This window comes from Actinoplanes couchii, from assembly GCF_016862075.1.
Classification (GTDB): Bacteria; Actinomycetota; Actinomycetes; order Mycobacteriales; family Micromonosporaceae; genus Actinoplanes; species Actinoplanes couchii.
Map to the genome: position 1 here is coordinate 1 of NZ_BOMG01000125.1, position 19,609 is coordinate 19,609.

Genomic DNA, 19,609 nt, shown 5'->3' on the forward strand with positions numbered 1-19,609 from the left:
AGGGCCGTTCCTCAATCGTCCAGGTCGGTTTCCCGGTCGGCTACCTTGTCGACTTCGGTGCACTCGCTCTCCTCGCCGTCGATGACGTGGAAGCCGACCCGACCATCGTCGAGGACGATCGCGGAGGCGAGGATCTGCTGCGTCTGTTCCATCGGCGGGAGTTCAAGGTCTTGCTCTACTCGGCTTGGGTATGGCCTGATCCGGCGGGTGGGAGACGGTGTGCCCGATACCCGCCCGTGCGCGCCACGTTGTGCGCGCCGAACGGGCTGCCGATGTGCCGAAACCATCGTTAGCTACGTGCCCGCCGCGTGCCCGGACGTCTGCGGACCCGTTGGCATGTGATCGGATTCGTAATTACCGAGACGGGTGCCTACCTGGATAGATAGGCACCCGTCGGTATTGCTCGGTGCCGTTAAACCTGCCAAGTACCTAGCTCATAATCCCTCGGTCGCGGGTTCGAGTTCTGCCCGCCCTGCTTGATCTTGCGTGTGATCCGTCGGCCTGGCATTTGGCGCTGCTGTCGGCTGCAGACGGGAGGCCGGGGGCGCTTCTCTATCCTGCGCAGGTGTCTTCGTTCAGTGATGCTGAGCTCGAATCCTTGGTGGCCGAAGCGGTGGTGGACTGCTATGACGAGCATGAGCAGCTCAGTGGCCTCTTCGCCATGATCCAGGACAATTTGGCTGTGCCGTTCGACGCCGAGGTCCTTGGAGTGCCGGTAGTCGTCCGGAAGGTGGATCTGCGGTCGTCGGGGATCGTGGCGATTTGTCACCGTGGGCGGCTGCGGCAGGCTGTTGGCATTCTGGATCTTCCGTTGCCGGATCCTTTACCTGATGGTGTGCAGTGGATCGAGGCGTACCGGTGGTGGGTGGCCGGCTCGTGAGCGAGTACCAGTACTACGAGTTCGTGGCGCTTGATCAGGCGTTGACCGTCAAGCAGCAGGGCGAGTTACGGGCGGTGTCGTCGCGGGGGCGGATCACGTCGTCGAGTTTTGTCAACGACTATCAGTGGGGTGATCTGAAGGCTGATCCGGCCAAGTGGATGGAGCGGTACTTCGACGCTCACCTGTATCTGGCCAACTGGGGCTCACGGCGGTTCATGCTGCGGCTGCCCAGAACGGTGCTGGACCCGGCGACGGCTTCGCGGTTCTGTGTCGGGGATTCGGCCGGCTCTTTCGCTACCCGTACACACGTGGTCCTGGATCTTCGCAGTGAGGATGAGGACGGCGACGAGGAGTGGTGGGACGAGGAGGAGCGGCTCGCGGCGATCGTGCCGGTTCGGGCGGAGCTGGCCGGCGGTGACCGGCGGCTGCTGTATCTGGCCTGGCTGCTGTGTGTGCAGAACCGGGAGCTGGATGATGACGAGGCGGAGCCTCCGGTCCCTGCGGGACTGGCGAAGCTGAGCGGGCCGTTGCAGGCGCTGGCCGACTTCCTGCGAATCGACAGCGACCTGCTCGCCGTGGCGTCAGTGGTGAGCCGGCCGCTGACCGAAAGGGCGCCGTCGGCCGCTGATCTCCGCCGATGGGTGAAGGGACTGCCTACGGCGGACAAGGACGAGGTGTTGGTGCGGTTACTGCGCGGTGAGGCGGGGCTGCTGCGGTCGGAGCTGTTACGGCAGTTCCACGGTACGGCGCAGGAGAACCCGGCAGGGGAGCCCCGGACCGCCGGAGAGCTGCTCACCGCTGCTGAAGATCGCTGGGCCGTGCGGCAGCAGAGAGCCCGCGAGAAGGAGACGGCCGAACGCACACGCCGTGAGGAAGCGGCCACCGCGGACCGAGCGCAGCGGCTGAATGAGCTGGCGCGGAACCCGGTTCGGGTTTGGGGCCAGGTGGACGAGTTGATCGCGACGAAGCGCCCGAAGGACTACGACGCTGCGGTGGTCCTGCTGCTGGATCTTCAGGCGTTGGCGGTACGCGAGGGCGAGATCTTCGAGTACGCGGAGCAGATGGCTCGGCTGCGGGAACGTCATGCGCGTAAGCCGAGCCTGATCGACCGTTTCGACCGGGCCCGGCTCGACTGAACTGGCTGTCCGGCTCCGGAGAAGCTCGCCGCGACGGCCACACGTGGGGTCTGGGAAAATGATCTTGTGAGGGATGACAGCAGGCAGGCGCGACGGTACGAGCAGAAGTGGGGGTTTGGCATGGCGCCGGTCAAACCCCATGTGCAGGCGGAACGGGTCGCCTCGGCCCGCAGTGTGCTGCGGAGCGTTGAGAATCCCGGGATGGCCGATGTCGCCGCCCTTGAGGACATCTCGGTGGTCAAAGGGCTGTTCAATCGGTCCCATCGGCAGGATCAGTGGGACTGGTTCACCGTTTGGCAGCAGCTCGGGCGGCCCAGCCGGCGGGCGGCGTCCGCGGCGGCGAATGGGCTCACCAGCCTGCGCAACGGGCTGCGGGATCGGGAGATGGCTTGGGTGACCAATGGTGTGACCACCTTTCGGAACTCCGGTGGGCTGGGCCGGCTCACCGGATACCTCGCCGGTGAACAGGCGGAACCCGATGGCGTCGGGTACGTCTACATCCTCTCCACCCGGGAACAGCCCGATGTTCTGAAGATCGGGTACACGGACCGTTCCGTCGAGGAGCGGGTCAAGGAGATCAACCGGGCCACCGGAGTGCTCGTGCCGTACGGTGCGCGTGCCGTCTGGGCGGTTCCTCGGGCGCAGACCGTCGAAGCCGAGATCCACCGGCTGCTGGCTCCCTATCGGATCCGGAAGGACCGGGAGTTCTTCGACATCCCCTTCCGGGAAGCCGCGCCGATCATCCAGGCCCACATCGCTGAATCAGAGCAGTGACAGCTGGTTGCCGTTGTGGGAGAGGTGGGATCTCGGGTCGGCGTCGTGGCGGGACAGGACCTCGCGGATCAGGGGTAGCGCGGCCTCGACGTCGTCGATGACGGTGATGGTCACCGCCGCGGATAGCCGGCCCTCGCCCGGGATCATGATGTAGCTGCTGGATTCGGCGCGGCCCCGGTCTGCGGTACGGAGTGTGTGGTCCAGGTTGGCGGTTACTACCTGGGCGTACGACTCCGGGCGGTTGTCTGTCGGCAGTCGTAGTTTCAGCAGGTGACGGCGGGAATTTTGGAGTGGGCTGGGGCCGGAACGGGCTGCGATCAGGGAACCTCTGGGGGCTTTTGTGTGCTCCTCGTCGGCCCATGCCCCGTTGGGAAGCGCGGTGGCCGTCGCCAAGGTGGACTCGGCGGCGGTCAGCAGCTGCTGCCAGGCTGCCAACGGGAAGTCGCCGTTCGGGGTTCGGGTGCTGTAGAGGGCCCGGTCGGTGTACTTCGACTCGTCCTGCTCGACCGTCCAGGCGCCGGCTTCGTTGCTGGCCCAGGTGATGCCGTTGTGGCGGCCGTCGGCCCGGTGCCGCCAGTCGCGGGTTCGGGACGGGCCCGCCGCTGCGTCCATCAGTGGGGTGACCGCGTCCAGGTCGGTGTCCGGGCCCAGGATCACGAAACGGGAGGCCAGGGCCAGTACCGGGCCGGGATGACGTAGTACGGGATCCAGCCTGGCGGTGGCCCGGGCGATCAGGTCCAACTCCGTCCACCGCAGGGCGTCCGGATGCCAGTTCACCTGATCATCCCAGGCCAGCTCCAGCTTCTCGGCGCTGTCGGGAACGCGTATCTCCAGATTGATCTGTGGAATGTCCAGCGCGATGTCGAGAACCAGCGCATAGTCGCCACCCACCGGAAACTCCACGACGATCGGCGCATCTTCGGACGGATCCTCTTCGAACAGATAGATGCGCCAGAATTCCGGGTCGTCCAGGCGGATTCGGGGTGGCAGCGGCAAATGGGGCAGCGTAAGACCTACAGGTGGGTCAGGCCGGTGGTCGCCTGCCACAGGGCGCGAGCGGTGGCCGGGTTCCGGGCTGCGCGGCTCGGTTTGCGGACCTTCGGGTAGCCGGTGAAGCTGAACAGGCCGCCCGGGCCGACGTAGGCGTTTCCGGGCACGTCCTGGCTCGCCGCATACAGCAGGGGCAGCGCGCCCATTTCGGCGTCCTGCACGAACAGTGGGAATCGGTTGATGAAACCCAGTGGGGAATGGCTCACCAGGGCGGTTCTGGCGATTCCTGGGTGGGCGACCATTGAGCGGACCGGGCTTCCCGACTCGGTCAGGCGGCGTTGCAGTTCCAGGGAGAACAACACGACGGCCAGCTTCGACGACTCGTACACGGAAAGGCCATTGTATTTGGTGGTCTGCCAGTTGAGGTCGGTCAGGCGCAGTCTGCCGAAACGGTGCAGCTGGCTGCCCACCGTGATCACCCGGTCGGTCAGGCGGGGGAGCAGCAGGTTGGTCAGCAGGAACGGGCCGAAATAGTTCGTCGCGGTCTGCAGATCCAGACCCTGGGCGGTGCGGGACTGCGGGATGTCCATCACCCCGGCGTTGTTGATCAGGATGTCGATCGGGCCGGTGTACGAGTCGGCGAACGCGCGCACCGAATCCAGGTCGGCCACATCAAGCTGATGAATTACGAAATTTCCGGGCATATTGGCGACGGCTCGGCGGGCCTTGGCCAAGTCGCGGGCGGCCACCACGACCGTGGCGCCGGCCCGGGCCAGCTCGCGGGCGGTGATGAGGCCGATGCCCCCGGTGGCACCGGTGATCACCACGGTCGTGCCGGTCATGGACGGAAGCTGATTGGCGGTCCATCTGGTCATGCGAAGTCCTCGTTCCAAAGGGGTCGGCGACCAGCAGAAGGTCCGGCCGCCGAAAGGATCGGCGACCAGCAGAGGAGCCGGTCGCCAAGGAGATCGGCGACTGGTGGAAGGGCCGGCCGCCAAGGGGTCGGCAACCAGTAGACGGGCCCGAGCGGGCGCGGATGAAGGACCCACCGAGCCACTGAATGGCAGGGCGTGGATAACGCCGCCCACCTGCCGGACGATGGACGCATGACAGCACTGGACCGGGACGGCCTGGCCGACTTCCTGCGCGGCCGGCGGGAAGCCCTGCAACCCGAGGACGTGGGGTTGCGGCGCGGGGCGCGGCGGCGGACGTCCGGGTTGCGGCGGGAGGAGGTCGCCGAGCTGTGTGACATGTCGGCCGACTACCTGGCCCGGCTGGAACGCGGCAGCGGCTCCCAGCCGTCACCGCAGATGGCCGCGGCCATCGCCCGGGGCCTGCGGCTGACCCCGGACGAGCGGGATCACCTGTTCCAGCTGTGCGGGCACCCGCGCCAGCCACGGCATCTGCGGGACGCGCACATCAGCCCGGGTCTGCTGCGGGTGATGGACCGGCTGCAGGACACCCCGGCGCAGATCATCGGCCCGATGGGGGAGACGCTGCTGCAGACGCCGCCGGCCGTGGCGTTGCTCGGCGACGAGACGCGCTACACCGGCCCGGCCCGCAGCGCGCTCTTCCGGTGGTTCACCGACCCGGCGTCCCGGTCCCGCTACCTGCCCGACGATCACGAGCTTCACAGCCGGGTGTACGCCTCGGTCCTGCGAGCCGTCAGCACCGCCCAGGGCTTGGGCTCGCCGGCCGCCGAGCTGGTGACCGTACTGCAGCGATCCGGCGGTGAGTTCGCCGCGCTGTGGGAGCGGCAGGAGATCGGGTTGCGCTGGAGCAACGCCAAACGGTTCGTCCACCCGCAGGTCGGGCGGATCGACCTGTTCTGCCAGACGCTGCTCGACCCGGATCAGGGACAGTCTCTGCTGATCTTCACGGCCACGCCCGGCACCGAGAGCTACGACAAGCTGGCGTTATTGGCCGTCCTCGGCTCCGACAGCTTTGCCGGAGCCTGAGGAGAACCTTTTCAGGGGGCCATCGACGGAGCGAACTCGGTGAGGACCGCGCCGATGCCACCCATCGCGATCACCACGATCGACGGGATCAGCACCAGGTAGCCGAGGATCAGGCCGGCGATCGCCATCCCGTGCCCGGCCCGGTGTCCGTTGCGGGTCTCCCGCAGCGCCATGTGCCCCAGGACCACCGCGATCAGGCACGGAACCCCGAAGGCGCAGAACCCGCCGAAGATCCCGATGATCCCGAGAACCATGGACGCGACAGCCAGACCGGACGTCGGTACGACCATCGGCATCGGCGGGTAATAACCAGGTTGAGGCGGATACGGCCGATAATGCCCGTGGTACTGCGGCTGCTGCGGGTAGGGCTGTGGCGGATATTGACCGTACGGGTCGGGCTGCCCGGGCGGGGGATAGCTCATCGTCGAATTGTCCTTAGGTTGTGCGCTTGCCGAGCATCTAACCGTAGGCAGGGCGAACCGGCCCGCCCGCCCGGTCGATCGGCGGCCACAACGAGCTTTTCGGTTGACCTGGACGGGAAGCTACCGATCTGCAATCCGGTGAACGCTGGGGCGGGTGGCCCCGGCGGCCGAAGTGACCGGGCATGAACGATGCGCGTGCCCCCAGGGCCTCGGCGGCTCTGGTGGCTACCGCTGAGCGCCGGGTCGCCCTGTTGAGCAGTGCCACGGTGCCGATCTACACGGTCGGCGCATGGCTGCTGACCGGGCCGTTCCGGTGGTGGATGGCCCTGACCGCGATCCTGCTGACGGTCACCGGGATCGCCTTGCGCCGTACCCCCGGGGATCTGGAACGCTGGGCGTCCATCGTGATGTGCGCGGTGGTGAACGTGGTCTGGGGCTGGCTGACGCCGGAGATCCCGCTGCTGTCCACGGCCGCGATGATGACGGCGATCATCTACGGCACGATGATGCTGCCGGCCCGCCAGTCCCGCGGCATGATCGTGCTGCTGCCGTTGACGGCGCTGGCCGGGCAGATGGCCGCCGGTGTCCAGGGGCGGCTGGCGCTGCAGTCCGTCGGGGTGGCGCTGACCAGCATCATGCTGGGGTTCGTGCTGTACCGGATCCGGCAGGCGTTCGGGCAGCGCATCGACGACGACACCCGGGCCTTGGCCGAGGCCAACACCCGGCTGGAGAACCAGTCCCGCACCGACGGGCTGACCGGGCTGGCGAACCGGCGGCGCCTGGACGAGAAGCTGGACGACGCCCCGGGCGGCGTGATCATGGTGGACGTCGACCACTTCAAGAGCTACAACGACCACTACGGGCACCTGGGCGGCGACGACTGCCTGCGGTCGGTGGCCGGCGCGATCGCCGGCGCGATCGGCGACCGGGACGTGGCGGCCCGGTACGGCGGCGAGGAGTTCTCGGTGATCGTCGCCGGCGACGACACCGTCGAGGTGGCCGAACGCATCCGGCGGGCGGTCTGGGACCTGGCCGAGGAGCACACGGCCGCCCCGGACGGGCGGGTGACCGTCAGCGTCGGCTTGGCGGTGTCCCGTCCGGGTGAGAACCGGTCCGGCCGGGAGCTGCTGGGGTCGGCGGACCTGAGCCTGTACCGCGCCAAACGGGACGGCCGCAACCGGGTGGGACCGCTGGTCACCGACCGGTTGGCGGCGTGACACGCGGGAACCGGCGGACCGGTGACCGGATCGTGTCCTCGGTGCAGTAGCTTGCCGGAGCCGGGCTGTTCGGGCCGGTACCGCCGACCGACGGGGAACCGACTGCGATGAGCGTGGGCCACGTGCTGATCGTCGATGACGACGACGCCGACACCATGATGATCGAGGAGGCGCTGGCCGCCGAGCCGGTGCCGCCCGTGGTGAGCCGGGTGGGGGACGGCGCCGAGGCGCTGGCGTTCCTGCGGCGGCAGGGTGACTACGCCGACGCGCCCCGGCCGGACCTGGTGCTGCTCGACCTGAACATGCCCCGGATGGGCGGGCACGAGGTGCTGCTCGAGATCAAGGGCGACGACGCGCTCAAGAGCATCCCGGTCGTGGTGCTGACCACCTCGGACGCGCTGCCGGACATCACCGCCAGCTACGTCCGGCACGCCAATGCGTACGTGAAGAAGCCGATGGACCTGGACTCGTTCGAGGACGCGGTCCGCCGGATCCGCCGCTTCTACGCCGAGATCGCGGTGCTGCCGCCGGGCTGAGGGGCGACCCACCGGCGCTCGATGGTGACCCGGGTGCCGGTCGACGTGGCGGTGACCTTCACCTCGCCGTACGCGTTCATCAGGATCGCGCCCCGCCCGCGGTCCCGGGCCGGTGGACGGGCCCGCCAGCCGCCGAAGTCCTGGATCTCGACCCGCAGCAGACCACCGGCGGCCAGCATCCGCACGTGCACCTCGGGCCGGCTGGGCTGCTGGGCGTGTTCGACCGCGTTGTTGATCGCCTCGGTGACGGCCACCTGCAGGTCGTACCGCAGATCGGCGTCCACCTCGTCGGGCAGGGTGGCCTGCAGATCCCGCCGGGCCGCCGACGACGCTCCGGCCGCCAGCGGATAGACCCAGGTGACGTCCAGATCGGGCAGCTCGGTGTCGGCCGGCCCGGCGACCTCCGGCCCGCGCCGGATCGTGACGGCGGCGTTGTCACCGGAGTAGAGCACCAGCTGTTCGCCGTGCCCGAGCAGGTCACCGGCGAGGCTCCGGGTGGGCGTGCCGGGCGGCCCCACGTGCGCGGGCCCCGGATGCCCGTGGCCGGCCCACGCGAACCGGCCGGTCGGCGGCTCCACGGTTACGATCATCAGGGTGGCCGGCAGGGAGTCCGGCGGCGTGGGGAAGAACCGGTTGACCAGGCGGGCGGGGGAGGACTCCTCGACGGCGTACGCCCGGACCGCGGCCCGCAACAGCTCCGCGGTGACCACGGCGCCGAGCCCGTGCCCGATCGTCTCGCCGACACTGAGCAGCAGTTCGCCGTCGCCGGTGACACCGATGTCGGTCCAGCCGCCGGCCCGGGGCGGCGCCAGGTGCAGCTCCCACCCCTCCGGCACCGGCGCGTGCTGGTCGTGCCCGGCCTGCCTGTCGTTCTGCGCGATCAGGGCGAGCACGTCCGCGGCCGCGGCGAGGAACGCCCCGGTCGCGGTGGTCGGCTCGTCGATCCACAGCTTGATCTCGCCGCGCCGGAACCCGGCCGGGGATCCGCCGATCTCGGCCCGCAGCAGGTCACCGGTGGTCTCGTCGGTGGACACGCTGCTGAACGACAGTGGTTTCGACCCGCGGTCCAGGACGGTGACCGCGGCGGACCCGCCGGTGATCGCCCGGACCAGATCGGTGGCCAGGTGGAACGCCTGCTCCAGCTCCCAGCCGGTGGAGATCAGCTCGACGGCGCCGGCCGGGGCGGGCGCCGGACCGGAGTCGGTGGACCGCAGGTTCGCCAGTTTCAGCGTGCCGCGGATCCGGGCGATCAGCTCCCGCGCGCCGAACGGCTTGACCACGTAGTCGTCGGCGCCGGCCGACAGGCCCTCGACCCCGGCCTCCTGCCCGGCCCGCGCGGACAGCATCACGATCGGCAGGGTCCGGGTGGACTCGTCCGTACGCAGGCGGCGGACCAGGGCGAACCCGTCCAGCCGGGGCATCATCACGTCGGTGATCAGCAGGTCCGGGCGGGACCGGCGGATAGCGTGCAGCGCGGCCTCGCCGTCGCCGACCGTCTCCACCCGCCAGTTCTCCGCGGTCAGCAACCGGGCCAGGTACGAGCGCATGTCGGCGTTGTCGTCGGCCACCAGGATCCGCACGACCCCGATCCCGGCGACCTCCGGCTCCTGATCGGGATCGGTCCAGCCACCGGCGACCGCGGCGGCGGCCTCGGCGGCCGGCATCTGCTCCGGGAGCGGCTGCTCCTCGGCGGCGGTGACCGGGGTGAGCGCGGCCCACGGCAGCGCCACCGTGAACGTCGTCCCCTCGCCGGACACGCTGGCCACCGACACGTCGCCACCGGCCAGCCGGGTCAGCTCACGGACCAGTGCCAGCCCGATCCCGGTGCCCTCGTGGCTGCGGGCCCGGGTACCCCGGACCCGGTGGAATCTCTCGAACAGCCGCGGCAACTCCTCGTCGTCGATGCCGATCCCGGTGTCGCTGACCAGCAGCCGGACCTCGGTCAGATCGGACTCCAGGAGCACCCGGATCTCGCCGGTGAAGGTGAACTTCAGCGCGTTGGAGATCAGATTGGTGACGATCTTCTCCCAGTGGCCGGGGTCCACGGCGACCGGCCGGGGCAGCGGCGGGCAGTAGACGACCAGCCGCAGCCCGGTGCGTTCCACGGCGGCCCGGAACACCCCGGCCAGCTCGCCGGTGAACCGGGCCAGATCCAGCGCCCGCGGCTCGGTGACGGCCTGCCCGGAGCCGGTCCCGGCGAAAGTCAGCAGCTCGTTGACCAGGGTGAGCAGCCGGTTGGCGTTGCGCAACGCGGTGTCGGCCCGGGCTCGCTGCGCTTCGCCGAGGGGATCGTCGTGGTCGGCAAGGGCGTCCGCCAGCGGCGCCAGCATCAACGTCAGCGGGGTACGGAACTCGTGGCTGACGTTGGTGAAGAAGTCGGTCTTCACCCGGTCGAGTTCGGCCAGAGCCGCCGCCCGGTCGCGTTCCTCCTGATAGGCGCGCTCGTTGCCGACCGCCACCGCGAACTGCTGGGCCAGCAGCTGCAGGAACGACCGGTAGCCGTCGTCGAGCGGCCGGCTGGGGCTGATCCCGGAGACCAGCACCCCGAGGGGCCGGGCCGGATCCGCCGACGGCAACGGCTGGGCCAGCGCCGTACCCACCGGATCCTGCCAGGCGCCGCCGTGGACGGTGAGCAGCTCGCCGGCCCGGACCGTCGCCGGCGTCCCGCTCTCGGCCGCCGTCCGCAGCCGCCACGGATCGTCGTCGTCACCACCGAGGGTGACGGTCTCCGGCAGGGCCCGCTCGTCCGCGCCGACCATCGCCACCCGGCGCAGCATGCCGCCGTCGGTGAGGTAGACGGCGGCGAACGGCACGTCGGCCGGGCGCGCGCCGATGACGTCGCACAGGTCGACGACCACCCGGTCGGCACCGGCCCCGCCCATGGCAGGTGCCGTCAGGTCGCGCAGCAGCCGCAGCCGCCGTTCGCCGACGACCTGCTCGGTGACCTCGCTGCACACGGTCAGGACCCCGGCGGTGTTGCCGTTGTCGTCCCGGACCGGGGCGTGCGAGACGCTGAAGTACGCCTCCTCGTGGTACCCGGCCCGGTTCAGCGGCAGGCACAGGGCGGGCACCCAGCTGGCGATCCCGGTGGTGACCGCCTCGCGGATCAGCGGCTCCAGCACGTCCCAGCCCTCGGCCAGGGTGATCCGCACGTCGCGCCCGAGGGCGGCGGGGTGTTTGTCGCCGATCAGCGCCGAGTACGCGTCGTTGTAGAGCTGGATCAGCTCCGGCCCCCACAGCAGCAGCATCGGGTAGCGCGAGGACAGCACGATCCGGACGGCCGACCGCAGGCTGTGCGGCCACCACACGACCGGGCCGAGAGCGGTCGCCGACCAGTCCAGAGCACCCATCAGGCGCCCGGTCTCGCCTCCGCCGGCGAAGAGATCCTCGGGTGGGGTCGTCACACCCGCTCACCACACAATTCTGGTCCGCGCACCTACTCGATCGGCGCTACCGTACCCCGTTCAACGTCGTCCATGCCCGGGCAATGGGGTCAGCGGTGGCTGAAGCGCTCGGCAACGAGACCGGGTGGCTGCTGGACCCGGTCGGATCGCCGGCCGGGTCACGACACCGGCGTAGGCCCGTACACCAGGCGTTGAATCGCCTCGGCGATGTCCTGGACGGCGTCGTCCAGCTCGGCGTCGGAGGCGTTGGCCATCTGGGACCAGCGGGCGTCCCGGATCGCGCCGACCATCTCGGCCAGGCGGTTCGCCGGGATCGTCGTGGTGGCGGTGCCCAGCTGCTGGTCGCGGCTGATCTTCTCGGCGCAGCGCTCGTCGTGGCGGGCGGTGACCCGGGCGTTGAACTCGCGCACCTCCGCCGTGCCCGGTGCGCACGACAGCACCCCGGCGTGCTCGCGCCACAGCTGGGCCGACGCCAGCAGCTGCTCGCGCAGCAGCACCGGGGACGGGCCGGTGCTGTCGAACCAGACGTGCGAGGCGCCCAGCACGTCCCAGAACCGGGCCATCAGCGCGGTCAGCACCGCCGCCTTGGTGCGGAAGTAGAAGTAGAACCCGGTCCGCGACAGGCCGGCCGCGCGGGCCAGGTCGTCGATGGTGACCGCGTCGTACGGCTGCTCGGCGAACAGGGTCCGGGCGGCGTCGAGGATCGCCGCCTCGCGCAGGTCGCCCTTGGACGGGCCGGTCCGCCGCTTCATGATCGCCACCTTACCCATCTGAACCCCGGCACCCCTGTGATTCTCGACGCCTGACCAAAAAATTTGACGCCACGTCAATTCTACGGCTTAGCATGACGCACATGAACCCGCCCCCGCGGCCGACGATGCTGCTGATCGCAGCCGCGGCCAGCAGCTTCCTGCTGTCGATGATCCAGTCCATCCCGGTCCCGGTGCTCCCGCAGATCGCCCACCAGCTCGGCGTCGACGCCACCACGGCCGGCTGGGTCACCACCTCCACGCTGCTCGCCGCGTCCGCGTGCACCCCGCTGCTGGGCCGGCTCGGGCACGTCTACGGCATCAAGCCGGTGTTCATCGCCGCCCTGCTGATCACCCTGGTGGGCAGCGTCATCACGGCCACCGTGCACGACATCGGCTGGCTGATCTTCGGCCGGGTGCTGCAGGGCGCGAGCATGGGCCTGTTCCCGCTCGGCATCAGCCTGCTCCGGCACGAGCTGCCGGCCGCACGGCTCACCGGCAGCATGGCGATCGTCGCGTCCACCCTCGGTGTCGGCGGCGGGGTCGCCCTGGTCGCGGCCGGGCTGCTCGCCCAGGGCGACGGCGACTACCGGCGGGCGTTCGCGGTGTCGGTGGTGGTCGGCCTGATCGCCCTGGCGCTGGCGTGCACGCTGCCCCGGCGCCCCGGTGGCGGCGGGCGCGTCGACTGGACGGGTGCCGCGGTCCTGTCGGCCGGCCTGATCAGCCTTCTGCTGCCGATCTCACAGGGCCATTCCTGGGGCTGGACCTCTCCCGGCGTACTCGGCCTCTTCGTGGTCGCCGTGCTGATTTTGACCGGTTTTCTGCTTTTCGAGCGGCGGACCGCCGCGCCGCTGGTGTCGGTCACGCTGCTGAGTCACCGCCCGGTTCTGGTCACGAATCTGGCGGCGATGGCTGTCGGTTTCGCCATGTTCGCCACCAACCTCGCCACCAGTTATCTGGTGCAGATCCCGCGGGAGACCGCCGGTTTCGGATTCGGTGCCTCGGTGCTGGAGACCAGCATCGTTTTCCTGCTGCCCGGCGCCGCTGTCAGCATCATCGTCGGACCGCTCTCCGGTCGCCTCGTGAACCGGATCGGCGCCCGTCTGGTACTGGTCATCGCCTGCGTGACGTCGGCGTCGAGTTCGATCTCGCTCGCCGTCGCGCATCAGGGACGGGCCGAGGTGATCGTCGCGTTCGTGCTGCTGAGCTGTGGCACCGCGATGGCCTATGCCGCGATGCCGGCCCTGCTGATCAGTCACGTCGACCCGCACGACACGAGCATCGCCAACTCGATCAACTCGATCATGCGGACCATCGGGGGGACGGTCGGCAGCGCTCTGGTCATCACGATCCTCTCCGTGCCGACCCAGAGCGCGTTCCGGATCAGCTACGTGATGAGCGCGGTGGTCTTCGCCGCCGGCGCCGCCATGGTCCTGCTGCTGATCCGCCGCCCCGCCCCGGTGCCGGAGCCGGTTCTCGCCCAGGCATAGATGATTTACCATGTCGGGAGCGCTCCCAAAAGTTCGGTCCCATCCCCGAAACCCGGGACCGGCCTCGACCCCCGACGAGAGGGAACATCGATGACGTCCACCCCGCGGAAGGCCGGGCTCGCGATTCTCGCGGCCGCCCTGGCCTTCACCGGAGCCCTGTACGGCGTGACGAGGCCGGCCGCCGCCGACGTCGTGGCCGACCTGAACGCCACCCAGCTGGTCGCCGACATGGGCGCCGGCTGGAACCTGGGCAACCAGCTGGAGGCCAGCAACAACGGCGTGCCCAGCGAGACGGCCTGGGGAAATCCGACCATCACCCAGGCCCTGATCGACCGGGTGGCCGCCTCCGGCTTCAAGACCATCCGGATTCCGGTCGCCTATCTGAACCACATCGGCGCGGCCCCGAACTACACGGTCAGCGCGGCGTGGCTGACGCGGATCAAACAGGTCGTCGATTACGCGTACGGCAAAGGGCTCTATGTTCTGATCAACATGCACGGCGACGGGTACAAGTCCGTCGCCGGTTCCTGGCTGATCTGTGACGCGTCCTCGCAGACCACCATCCAGGCCAAGTACCAGAAGGTCTGGCAGCAGGTGGCGACGCAGTTCGCCGGCTACAGCGAGAAACTGATCTTCGAGTCGATGAACGAGAACTTCGACGGCCAGTACGGCAACCCGACCCAGCCGTGCTACTCGAACATCAACGCGTACAACCAGATCTTCGTCAACACCGTCCGGCAGACCGGCGGCACCAACGCCTCGCGCTGGCTGCTGGTGCCCGGCTGGAACACCAACATCGACTACACCGCGGGCAATTACGGCTTCGTCATCCCGACCGATCAGTACCGGTCATCGACGATCCCGGCGGCCGAGCAGCGCCTGATGATCTCGGTGCACTACTACGACCCCTGGGACTTCAGCGGCACCGAGGACGGCACCATCACCCAATGGGGCGCGGCCGCCACCAACCCGGCGAAGAAGTCGACGTGGGGCCAAGAGGACTTCATGGACGGCCAGCTGAAGAAGATGTACGACACCTTCGTCACGCGCGGTTACCCGGTCTTCGTCGGTGAGTACGGTTCGATCGACAAGACGACGTACGACTCGGCCAGCAACACGTACCGGGCGAACTACGCGCGGGCCCTGGTGTCGACCGCGAAGAAGTACGGCGCGGCCACCGCGTACTGGGACAACGGCTGGAACGGCCAGCACGGGTTCGGCCTGTTCGACCGCAGCAACAACACGGTCACCCAGCAGGGCATCATCAACGCGATCATGGCCGGGGTCGGCACCACGCCCACGTCGCCGTCACCGTCGGTGCCCACGTCGCCGTCGCCGTCACCGTCGACCAACCCCGGCACCGGCGCGTGCCGTGTCACCAGCGCGGTCAACGCCTGGAACACCGGGCTGACCAACACGCTCACCGTCACCAACACCGGGACCACCGCGATCAACGGGTGGACGCTGGCGTTCACGCTGCCCAGCGGCCAGACGATCACGTCCGGGTGGAGCGCCACCTACTCGCCGTCCAGCGGTGCGGTGAGCGCGGTCAACGCCAGTTACAACGGCGCGGTCGCGGCCGGCGGCTCGGTGTCGATCGGCTACCAGGCCACCCACACCGGCAACTCGGCGGCCCCGACCGGCTTCAAGCTGAACGGCGCCACCTGTAGCTGATCCTCGGGGTTCTGATCGTTTTGAGACAGGGCTGCGTTCGCTTTCAGCGGCGTGGCCCTGTCGGCCGTTTCCGTGGCGTTCGCTTTCAGCGGCGTGGCCCTGTCGGCCGTTTTCAGGGTTGTGACCGTGCCGGCCGCCGGAAGTCGGTGGGCTCCGGCAGTCTTCGCATGCCGGCCGAGACGTAGGCGGCCACGGCGCCGACATTGCTGCTCGGGGTACACACGGTCACGCTGGACGCGCCCATCTCCCGCGGGGCGCTCGCCGCGGCCAGGGTGATCGCCCGCCCGTGCCCGAGCCGCCGGTGTTCCCGGTGCACACCCAGCGGCTCGATCAATCCCGGTCGCCCGGCCCCCGCCGGCCACACCGTAGTCGTGGCCACCGCGACACCCGCAAGGTCAAAACCGACAAGACATTTCGCTTTCCGGTACGGCGGGGCAGCAGCCATCGTCCGCCACCGCTCCGCGGAGAACGTCGAGTTGTCAAAGCTGGCCCGCTGCACCGAAACCCGATCAGTGACGGACTGCTCGCCGACGACCTCGATCCGCAGCCCGCAGTCCTCCACCGGCTGACTCAGATCCCGCACCAGCGGAGACCACGCGTCCCCATCCGTCCAGCCGCGTCGCCTCAACAGCCCCCGAAAGGCGTCCCCGAAACGCGCCTCGACGACGGTCGTACCGTCCCGTTCCAGGTCGTCCAGCAGCCGAGCGGCGAACCCTTCGTCGTCACCGACCTCCGGGTCGATCCCCATCCGCACCAGCCCCGGGCCATCGATCAGCCCCACCGCCAGGATCCGATCATTCGCGGTCCACACCCGGAGGGCATCGGTCAGTGCCCGCGTCCCGAAACTCCAGTTCCACCCCAGGTCACCCGGATGAAGCTGAACCGGCATCCCCGGCCGCTGCCACCCCGCCACCGCGTCGACAACCGCATCCAGCATCCTGACACCCCATCACACCTCGTGGCGTCGATCTACTGTGACCGCACATCCGCTCGGCGCCCGTTCCCCGGGATCAGGGCGGCGTCAGCGGTCCTGAAGGCGCTTGACCGCGTCGATGATCTGCTCATCGCTGGGTTCGGAAAGCCCCAGAAGAGTCACCAGTGTCGTCCGCAGATCCCCGGTAGGGCTGGCGGTGAACGCATCGAGCTTGAGCGCCAGCCCGTGAACCGCCGATTCAACTTGACGCCGGTCGTACCCACGCAGAACAACGGTGAACGAGGCCCCCCGGAGTTTGTCCCGAGCCACCCGGCACCGAGCCCCGTCCCCACTGGCCAGAGCCTTCTCGGCCCGCTCAAGAGCCGAGTCGACTTCGTTCCGGTCATACCCCCGCAGTACCATCACAAAATCCATAGCCGTCACTCTAAATTGACCTGGCAACCGCTTCAGAACCTTGCCTGGCTGGGGGGAGCCGGGGCCCTTGCGTATTGATTTTGGAAAGAAGATCCCGCTTTTGTACGGTCGTGATGACTCCAAACGCAAGAGGCGGGAATTGTCTTGTACGTAAGTGCGGCAGGTTGTCTGCGCCACCTGCAGAGCACACCTCGGCCCCCGCTCTGAGAGATCGCGGAACTCCCGGCATCGACGACAAAAGAGCGCCGGGTCGCCGGTGTCTACGAATCGGGCGTTGTGGGGGTGGGGCGCTGTCGGGCGGCCGCGGCCCGGATCGTCGGTAGCTCGGCTGTCTGACTGGCGGCTGCCAAGCCTGCTTCCAGGGATAACAGGGACAGCAACCGGAGTGGGCGGCCGGTTTCGGCGGCGGCTTGCATCCTGTGGTGGCCGTCCAACAGGAAGTGGACCAAGGCCCAGTGGGTGTAGTAGTCGGAACCCTGGTCCACAGCGGGGGCGCAAACGTCCAGGAGCGAGACTGCTACGGCTGTGCCGGGGGCGCCGGCTGCCAGGTCGGCTGCGTAGGCGTCCACCCGGGCACGGTCGTTCCACGACGGTGGGACCATCGGGACCACGAACTCGTACAGGTGGGCGTCACTGCTCACCCGGGTTTCGAAGGTTCGGTAGTACTGGGTTCTGGGATATGTCGGTAAGCCCCAGAACGAGTCGACGCCCCACGTTGCCACCTGTTCCTCGGCGAAATAGTCGCCTGGCTTTGCGGGGTGGATCAGGCGTGGATTCACCTGCAGCAACAGGGGTTGGTAGCTGGCCCTCGGCAGGAGTTCGCCGAAACGGGAGATCGCTGCCTCGTCCAAGCCGGGGCCCGGTTGGACGGTGGGGTGGTCCGGAGAGCCGGAGAACGTCGTTGTGGCGCCCTCCAGACGTTCGAACAGGAACTGGCATGTGCCGCACCAGAAACTCAGTTCGAACGCCGGGGCTTCATCCACCGTCAGGACCCTTCGGGCCTGGTTCTCGGGCCGGCTGAAACTCAGGCGTGAACCCTGCTCGGATCCCAGGGTTCTCGGGCTGTCGGTGGCCAGCAGCATTCAGTCACGATAGGGCAGATAACGTACGCCGGTCAGAGTCTCGGCCTCGGACCACAGGCGGCGGCCCACGGACGGGTCGGCGGCCTCACTGCTCGGGCGCACCTCGGTCACGTTGCCGAACATCTCGAACGGGCCGCGCGGGCCGAAGAACTGGCCACCCTTCACCCCGGGGGCCGTCGCCGCCGTCAACTGGGGCTGGGTGCCCTGCTCCACCGACTGGGTGGCCAGCAGACCCACCCACGCCAGGATCCGGCCCCGGCGGCCCAGATGCTCCCAGGCGCGCGGGGTCAGGTTCGTGCGGGTCATGCCGGGATGCGCCAGCACGCTGATCACCGGGGAATCGGCCGCTTTCAGCCTGCGGTCCAGCTCCACGCCGAAGATGGTGGTGGCGAGCTTTGATCGGCCGTACGCCGTACTGCCGCTGTAATTCCGTTCGTACATCACATCGTCGAAGTTGATTGTGGCGGGTTTGTGGGTGATCGAACTCAGGCTGACCACGCGGGCGGCGGGGGCCTCGGACAGGGCCGGGAGCAGCAGGCCGGTCAGGGCGAAATGGCCCAGCATGTTGGTGGCCAGCTGCAGCTCGAAGCCGTCGACCGACGTGCGGCGCGGGCCCAGCAGCACGGCTCCGGCGTTGTTGATCAGCAGGTCCAGCCGGGGATGGTCCGTGGTCAGCTTGGCGGCGAACTCCCGGACCGACGCCTGCGACGCCAGATCCAGCTCGCGGACCTCGGTGGAACCGCTGATCTGCCCGGCCACCGCACGGCCGGCGGCCACATTGCGGACGGCCATGACGACGTGCACGCCCTGCCCGGCCAGGGTGGCCGCGGTGACCCGGCCCAGCCCAGAGTTCGCGCCGGTCACGACGGCGATGCGGTTGTTCATCTCAGCTCCTCGGAAGTGGGGAGCCATGACGCTAGGAGGGGTCCGGCGAGTGCCCGTCGTACTCGCTTGCCTAGGACAACCAGTCCTACCTTCGTACGCCCGGAGCGAGGCAGACTTGCCTCATGAACAGCACGCATCCGTTCGCACGCGAGCTCGGTGACTTCCTTCGAGCCCGGCGCAGCCGGCTGCGGCCACGCGACGTCGGGCTGGAGCCCGGTGGGCGGCGCAAGGTGGCGGGGCTGCGGCGGGAGGAGCTGGCGCTGCTCGCGGGGCTGAGCACCGACTACTACCAGCGGATGGAGCAGGGGCGGGAGGTGCGGCCGTCCGACGACGTGCTGGATGCGATCGCGGCCGCGCTGGTGCTCGACGAGGAGGAGCGCCGGCATCTGTTCACGCTGGCCCGGGCCGCTCGGCGACCAGCGCCGGTGACCGTCGACCGGGCGCCTGAGCGGGTTCCGGAGAGCACCCGGCGGCTGCTGCGGGCGCTGCACACCCCGGCGATCGTGCTCGGCCGGCACCTGGACGTGCTGGACTGGAATCCGATGGCCGAAGCGCTGCTGGGCAGTCCGGGTGACCTGCCACCGGAGCGGCTGAACATGTTGCTGCTGATGTTCGAGGACACCCTGACCGGCGATCGCACCTGCCCGGATTGGGAGACCCAGGCCCTGGAGTACATCGGGATGATGCGCACCGCGGTCGCCGCCGACCCCACCCATCCGCGGGCCACGGCGATCGTCGGCGAGTTGTCGATCCGCAGTGCCGAGTTCCGGCGGTTGTGGGCGCGGCACGACGTCCGTGAGTCGGTGCGGGGCAGCAAGACGTTCCGGGTGCCCGGGGTGGGCGACATCGTGCTGGATTGGGACACCTATCCACTCCCCGGCAGCCCGGGGCCGGTGATGGTGGTCTACACCGCTGACCGTTCCGGCCCCGACGCCGACCGTCTCCAGCTGCTGGCCACCCTGCACGCCACACGAGTCGGTGATGCCCTTTGACCTGCTTCAGCGTCCCTCCGCGGGGCCGGGAAGGTATAGACAGCGCGCCGCAAGTTCCGAGGAGGCTGGGGC

19 protein-coding genes are annotated in these 19,609 nt (G+C 69.0%); 9 read left to right on the forward strand and 10 right to left on the reverse strand.

Features of this window, described 5'->3' with window-relative positions; genetic code table 11:
• Positions 1-11: 11 nt before the first annotated feature.
• Positions 12-152 carry a hypothetical protein gene (locus Aco03nite_RS48425; protein WP_203809221.1) on the reverse strand — a complete coding sequence of 47 codons (141 nt, stop codon included), beginning with the start codon at positions 150-152 and terminating at the stop codon, positions 12-14.
• Positions 153-565: 413 nt separating this feature from the next.
• Between Aco03nite_RS48425 and Aco03nite_RS48430 the strand changes: the two genes are divergently transcribed.
• The 3 genes from Aco03nite_RS48430 (at position 566) to Aco03nite_RS48440 (ending at position 2,790) form a co-directional block, all read left to right on the forward strand.
• Positions 566-880 carry a calcium-binding protein gene (locus tag Aco03nite_RS48430; RefSeq protein ID WP_203809223.1) on the forward strand — a complete coding sequence of 105 codons (315 nt, stop codon included), beginning with the start codon at positions 566-568 and terminating at the stop codon, positions 878-880.
• The gene (locus Aco03nite_RS48435; RefSeq protein ID WP_203809225.1) at positions 877-2,016 is read left to right on the forward strand and encodes a hypothetical protein; all 1,140 of its coding nucleotides are present in this window, start codon (positions 877-879) and stop codon (positions 2,014-2,016) included. The genes Aco03nite_RS48430 and Aco03nite_RS48435 overlap by 4 nt, the downstream gene beginning before the upstream one ends.
• Positions 2,017-2,217: 201 nt before the next feature.
• Entirely contained in the window at positions 2,218-2,790 is a 573-nt protein-coding gene (locus tag Aco03nite_RS48440; RefSeq protein ID WP_239146049.1) for a GIY-YIG nuclease family protein, read from the forward strand.
• Here the strand turns inward: Aco03nite_RS48440 and Aco03nite_RS48445 are convergent.
• Positions 2,779-3,786 (reverse strand): hypothetical protein, encoded by a 1,008-nt coding sequence (locus Aco03nite_RS48445; protein WP_203809229.1) that lies wholly within the window; start codon positions 3,784-3,786, stop codon positions 2,779-2,781. The two genes, Aco03nite_RS48440 and Aco03nite_RS48445, sit on opposite strands and share 12 nt — an antisense overlap.
• Before the next feature lie 17 nt (positions 3,787-3,803).
• Complete coding sequence (locus tag Aco03nite_RS48450; RefSeq protein ID WP_239146050.1) at positions 3,804-4,655, reverse strand: SDR family NAD(P)-dependent oxidoreductase; 852 nt, start codon at positions 4,653-4,655, stop codon at positions 3,804-3,806.
• A gap of 231 nt (positions 4,656-4,886) precedes the next feature.
• On the opposite strand from Aco03nite_RS48450, the gene Aco03nite_RS48455 reads away from it, so the two are divergent.
• Positions 4,887-5,738, forward strand: a complete 852-nt coding sequence (locus Aco03nite_RS48455) for a helix-turn-helix transcriptional regulator (protein WP_203809231.1) — start codon at positions 4,887-4,889, stop codon at positions 5,736-5,738.
• 11 nt (positions 5,739-5,749) lie between these two features.
• On the opposite strand, the gene Aco03nite_RS48460 is transcribed toward Aco03nite_RS48455, so the two are convergent.
• The gene (locus tag Aco03nite_RS48460; protein WP_203809233.1) at positions 5,750-6,160 is read right to left on the reverse strand and encodes a DUF4190 domain-containing protein; all 411 of its coding nucleotides are present in this window, start codon (positions 6,158-6,160) and stop codon (positions 5,750-5,752) included.
• 182 nt (positions 6,161-6,342) lie between these two features.
• Here Aco03nite_RS48460 and Aco03nite_RS48465 point away from each other — a divergent pair, with 182 nt between their 5' ends.
• Positions 6,343-7,377: a GGDEF domain-containing protein gene (locus Aco03nite_RS48465; protein ID WP_203809235.1), complete on the forward strand. Its 1,035-nt coding sequence runs from the start codon at positions 6,343-6,345 to the stop codon at positions 7,375-7,377.
• A 107-nt stretch (positions 7,378-7,484) separates the two neighbouring features.
• The gene (locus Aco03nite_RS48470) at positions 7,485-7,913 is read left to right on the forward strand and encodes a response regulator (protein WP_203809237.1); all 429 of its coding nucleotides are present in this window, start codon (positions 7,485-7,487) and stop codon (positions 7,911-7,913) included.
• Here Aco03nite_RS48470 and Aco03nite_RS48475 read toward each other — a convergent pair.
• Both Aco03nite_RS48475 and Aco03nite_RS48480 read right to left on the reverse strand, forming a co-directional pair.
• The gene (locus tag Aco03nite_RS48475; RefSeq protein WP_239146051.1) at positions 7,880-11,317 is read right to left on the reverse strand and encodes an ATP-binding protein; all 3,438 of its coding nucleotides are present in this window, start codon (positions 11,315-11,317) and stop codon (positions 7,880-7,882) included. The genes Aco03nite_RS48470 and Aco03nite_RS48475 overlap by 34 nt on opposite strands.
• A 158-nt stretch (positions 11,318-11,475) precedes the next feature.
• Positions 11,476-12,069, reverse strand: a complete 594-nt coding sequence (locus Aco03nite_RS48480; RefSeq protein ID WP_203809239.1) for a TetR/AcrR family transcriptional regulator — start codon at positions 12,067-12,069, stop codon at positions 11,476-11,478.
• Positions 12,070-12,170: 101 nt separating this feature from the next.
• On the opposite strand from Aco03nite_RS48480, the gene Aco03nite_RS48485 reads away from it, so the two are divergent.
• Positions 12,171-13,556, forward strand: coding sequence for an MFS transporter (locus Aco03nite_RS48485; RefSeq protein WP_203809241.1), 1,386 nt, complete (start codon positions 12,171-12,173; stop codon positions 13,554-13,556).
• A 90-nt stretch (positions 13,557-13,646) separates the two neighbouring features.
• A complete protein-coding gene (locus tag Aco03nite_RS48490) occupies positions 13,647-15,230 on the forward strand; it encodes a cellulase family glycosylhydrolase (protein WP_203809243.1) in 1,584 nt (527 codons plus the stop codon).
• 112 nt (positions 15,231-15,342) lie between these two features.
• On the opposite strand, the gene Aco03nite_RS48495 is transcribed toward Aco03nite_RS48490, so the two are convergent.
• The 4 genes from Aco03nite_RS48495 to Aco03nite_RS48510 all read right to left on the reverse strand — a co-directional run bounded on the left by Aco03nite_RS48495 (position 15,343) and on the right by Aco03nite_RS48510 (position 18,545).
• A complete protein-coding gene (locus tag Aco03nite_RS48495; RefSeq protein ID WP_203809244.1) occupies positions 15,343-16,167 on the reverse strand; it encodes a GNAT family N-acetyltransferase in 825 nt (274 codons plus the stop codon).
• 84 nt (positions 16,168-16,251) lie between these two features.
• On the reverse strand, positions 16,252-16,578 hold the full coding sequence (locus tag Aco03nite_RS48500; protein ID WP_203809246.1) for a DivIVA domain-containing protein: 327 nt from the start codon (positions 16,576-16,578) through the stop codon (positions 16,252-16,254).
• Positions 16,579-16,838: 260 nt separating this feature from the next.
• Positions 16,839-17,660 (reverse strand): hypothetical protein, encoded by an 822-nt coding sequence (locus tag Aco03nite_RS48505; RefSeq protein ID WP_203809248.1) that lies wholly within the window; start codon positions 17,658-17,660, stop codon positions 16,839-16,841.
• The gene (locus Aco03nite_RS48510) at positions 17,661-18,545 is read right to left on the reverse strand and encodes an oxidoreductase (protein WP_239146052.1); all 885 of its coding nucleotides are present in this window, start codon (positions 18,543-18,545) and stop codon (positions 17,661-17,663) included.
• Between the two features lie 122 nt (positions 18,546-18,667).
• On the opposite strand from Aco03nite_RS48510, the gene Aco03nite_RS48515 reads away from it, so the two are divergent.
• Positions 18,668-19,537 carry a helix-turn-helix transcriptional regulator gene (locus Aco03nite_RS48515; protein WP_203809252.1) on the forward strand — a complete coding sequence of 290 codons (870 nt, stop codon included), beginning with the start codon at positions 18,668-18,670 and terminating at the stop codon, positions 19,535-19,537.
• Positions 19,538-19,609: the final 72 nt, after the last annotated feature.

Coding starts and splice junctions, on each gene's coding strand:
- Aco03nite_RS48480 (WP_203809239.1), bottom strand. CDS start 12,069: ATGAAGCGGCGGACCGGCCCGTCCAAGGGCGACCTGCGCGAGGCGGCG.
- Aco03nite_RS48425 (WP_203809221.1), bottom strand. CDS start 152: ATGGAACAGACGCAGCAGATCCTCGCCTCCGCGATCGTCCTCGACGAT.
- Aco03nite_RS48470 (WP_203809237.1), top strand. CDS start 7,485: ATGAGCGTGGGCCACGTGCTGATCGTCGATGACGACGACGCCGACACC.
- Aco03nite_RS48510 (WP_239146052.1), bottom strand. CDS start 18,545: ATGAACAACCGCATCGCCGTCGTGACCGGCGCGAACTCTGGGCTGGGC.
- Aco03nite_RS48500 (WP_203809246.1), bottom strand. CDS start 16,578: ATGGATTTTGTGATGGTACTGCGGGGGTATGACCGGAACGAAGTCGAC.
- Aco03nite_RS48490 (WP_203809243.1), top strand. CDS start 13,647: ATGACGTCCACCCCGCGGAAGGCCGGGCTCGCGATTCTCGCGGCCGCC.
- Aco03nite_RS48485 (WP_203809241.1), top strand. CDS start 12,171: ATGAACCCGCCCCCGCGGCCGACGATGCTGCTGATCGCAGCCGCGGCC.
- Aco03nite_RS48440 (WP_239146049.1), top strand. CDS start 2,218: ATGGCCGATGTCGCCGCCCTTGAGGACATCTCGGTGGTCAAAGGGCTG.
- Aco03nite_RS48515 (WP_203809252.1), top strand. CDS start 18,668: ATGAACAGCACGCATCCGTTCGCACGCGAGCTCGGTGACTTCCTTCGA.
- Aco03nite_RS48455 (WP_203809231.1), top strand. CDS start 4,887: ATGACAGCACTGGACCGGGACGGCCTGGCCGACTTCCTGCGCGGCCGG.
- Aco03nite_RS48450 (WP_239146050.1), bottom strand. CDS start 4,655: ATGACCAGATGGACCGCCAATCAGCTTCCGTCCATGACCGGCACGACC.
- Aco03nite_RS48505 (WP_203809248.1), bottom strand. CDS start 17,660: ATGCTGCTGGCCACCGACAGCCCGAGAACCCTGGGATCCGAGCAGGGT.
- Aco03nite_RS48465 (WP_203809235.1), top strand. CDS start 6,343: ATGAACGATGCGCGTGCCCCCAGGGCCTCGGCGGCTCTGGTGGCTACC.
- Aco03nite_RS48460 (WP_203809233.1), bottom strand. CDS start 6,160: ATGAGCTATCCCCCGCCCGGGCAGCCCGACCCGTACGGTCAATATCCG.
- Aco03nite_RS48495 (WP_203809244.1), bottom strand. CDS start 16,167: ATGCTGGATGCGGTTGTCGACGCGGTGGCGGGGTGGCAGCGGCCGGGG.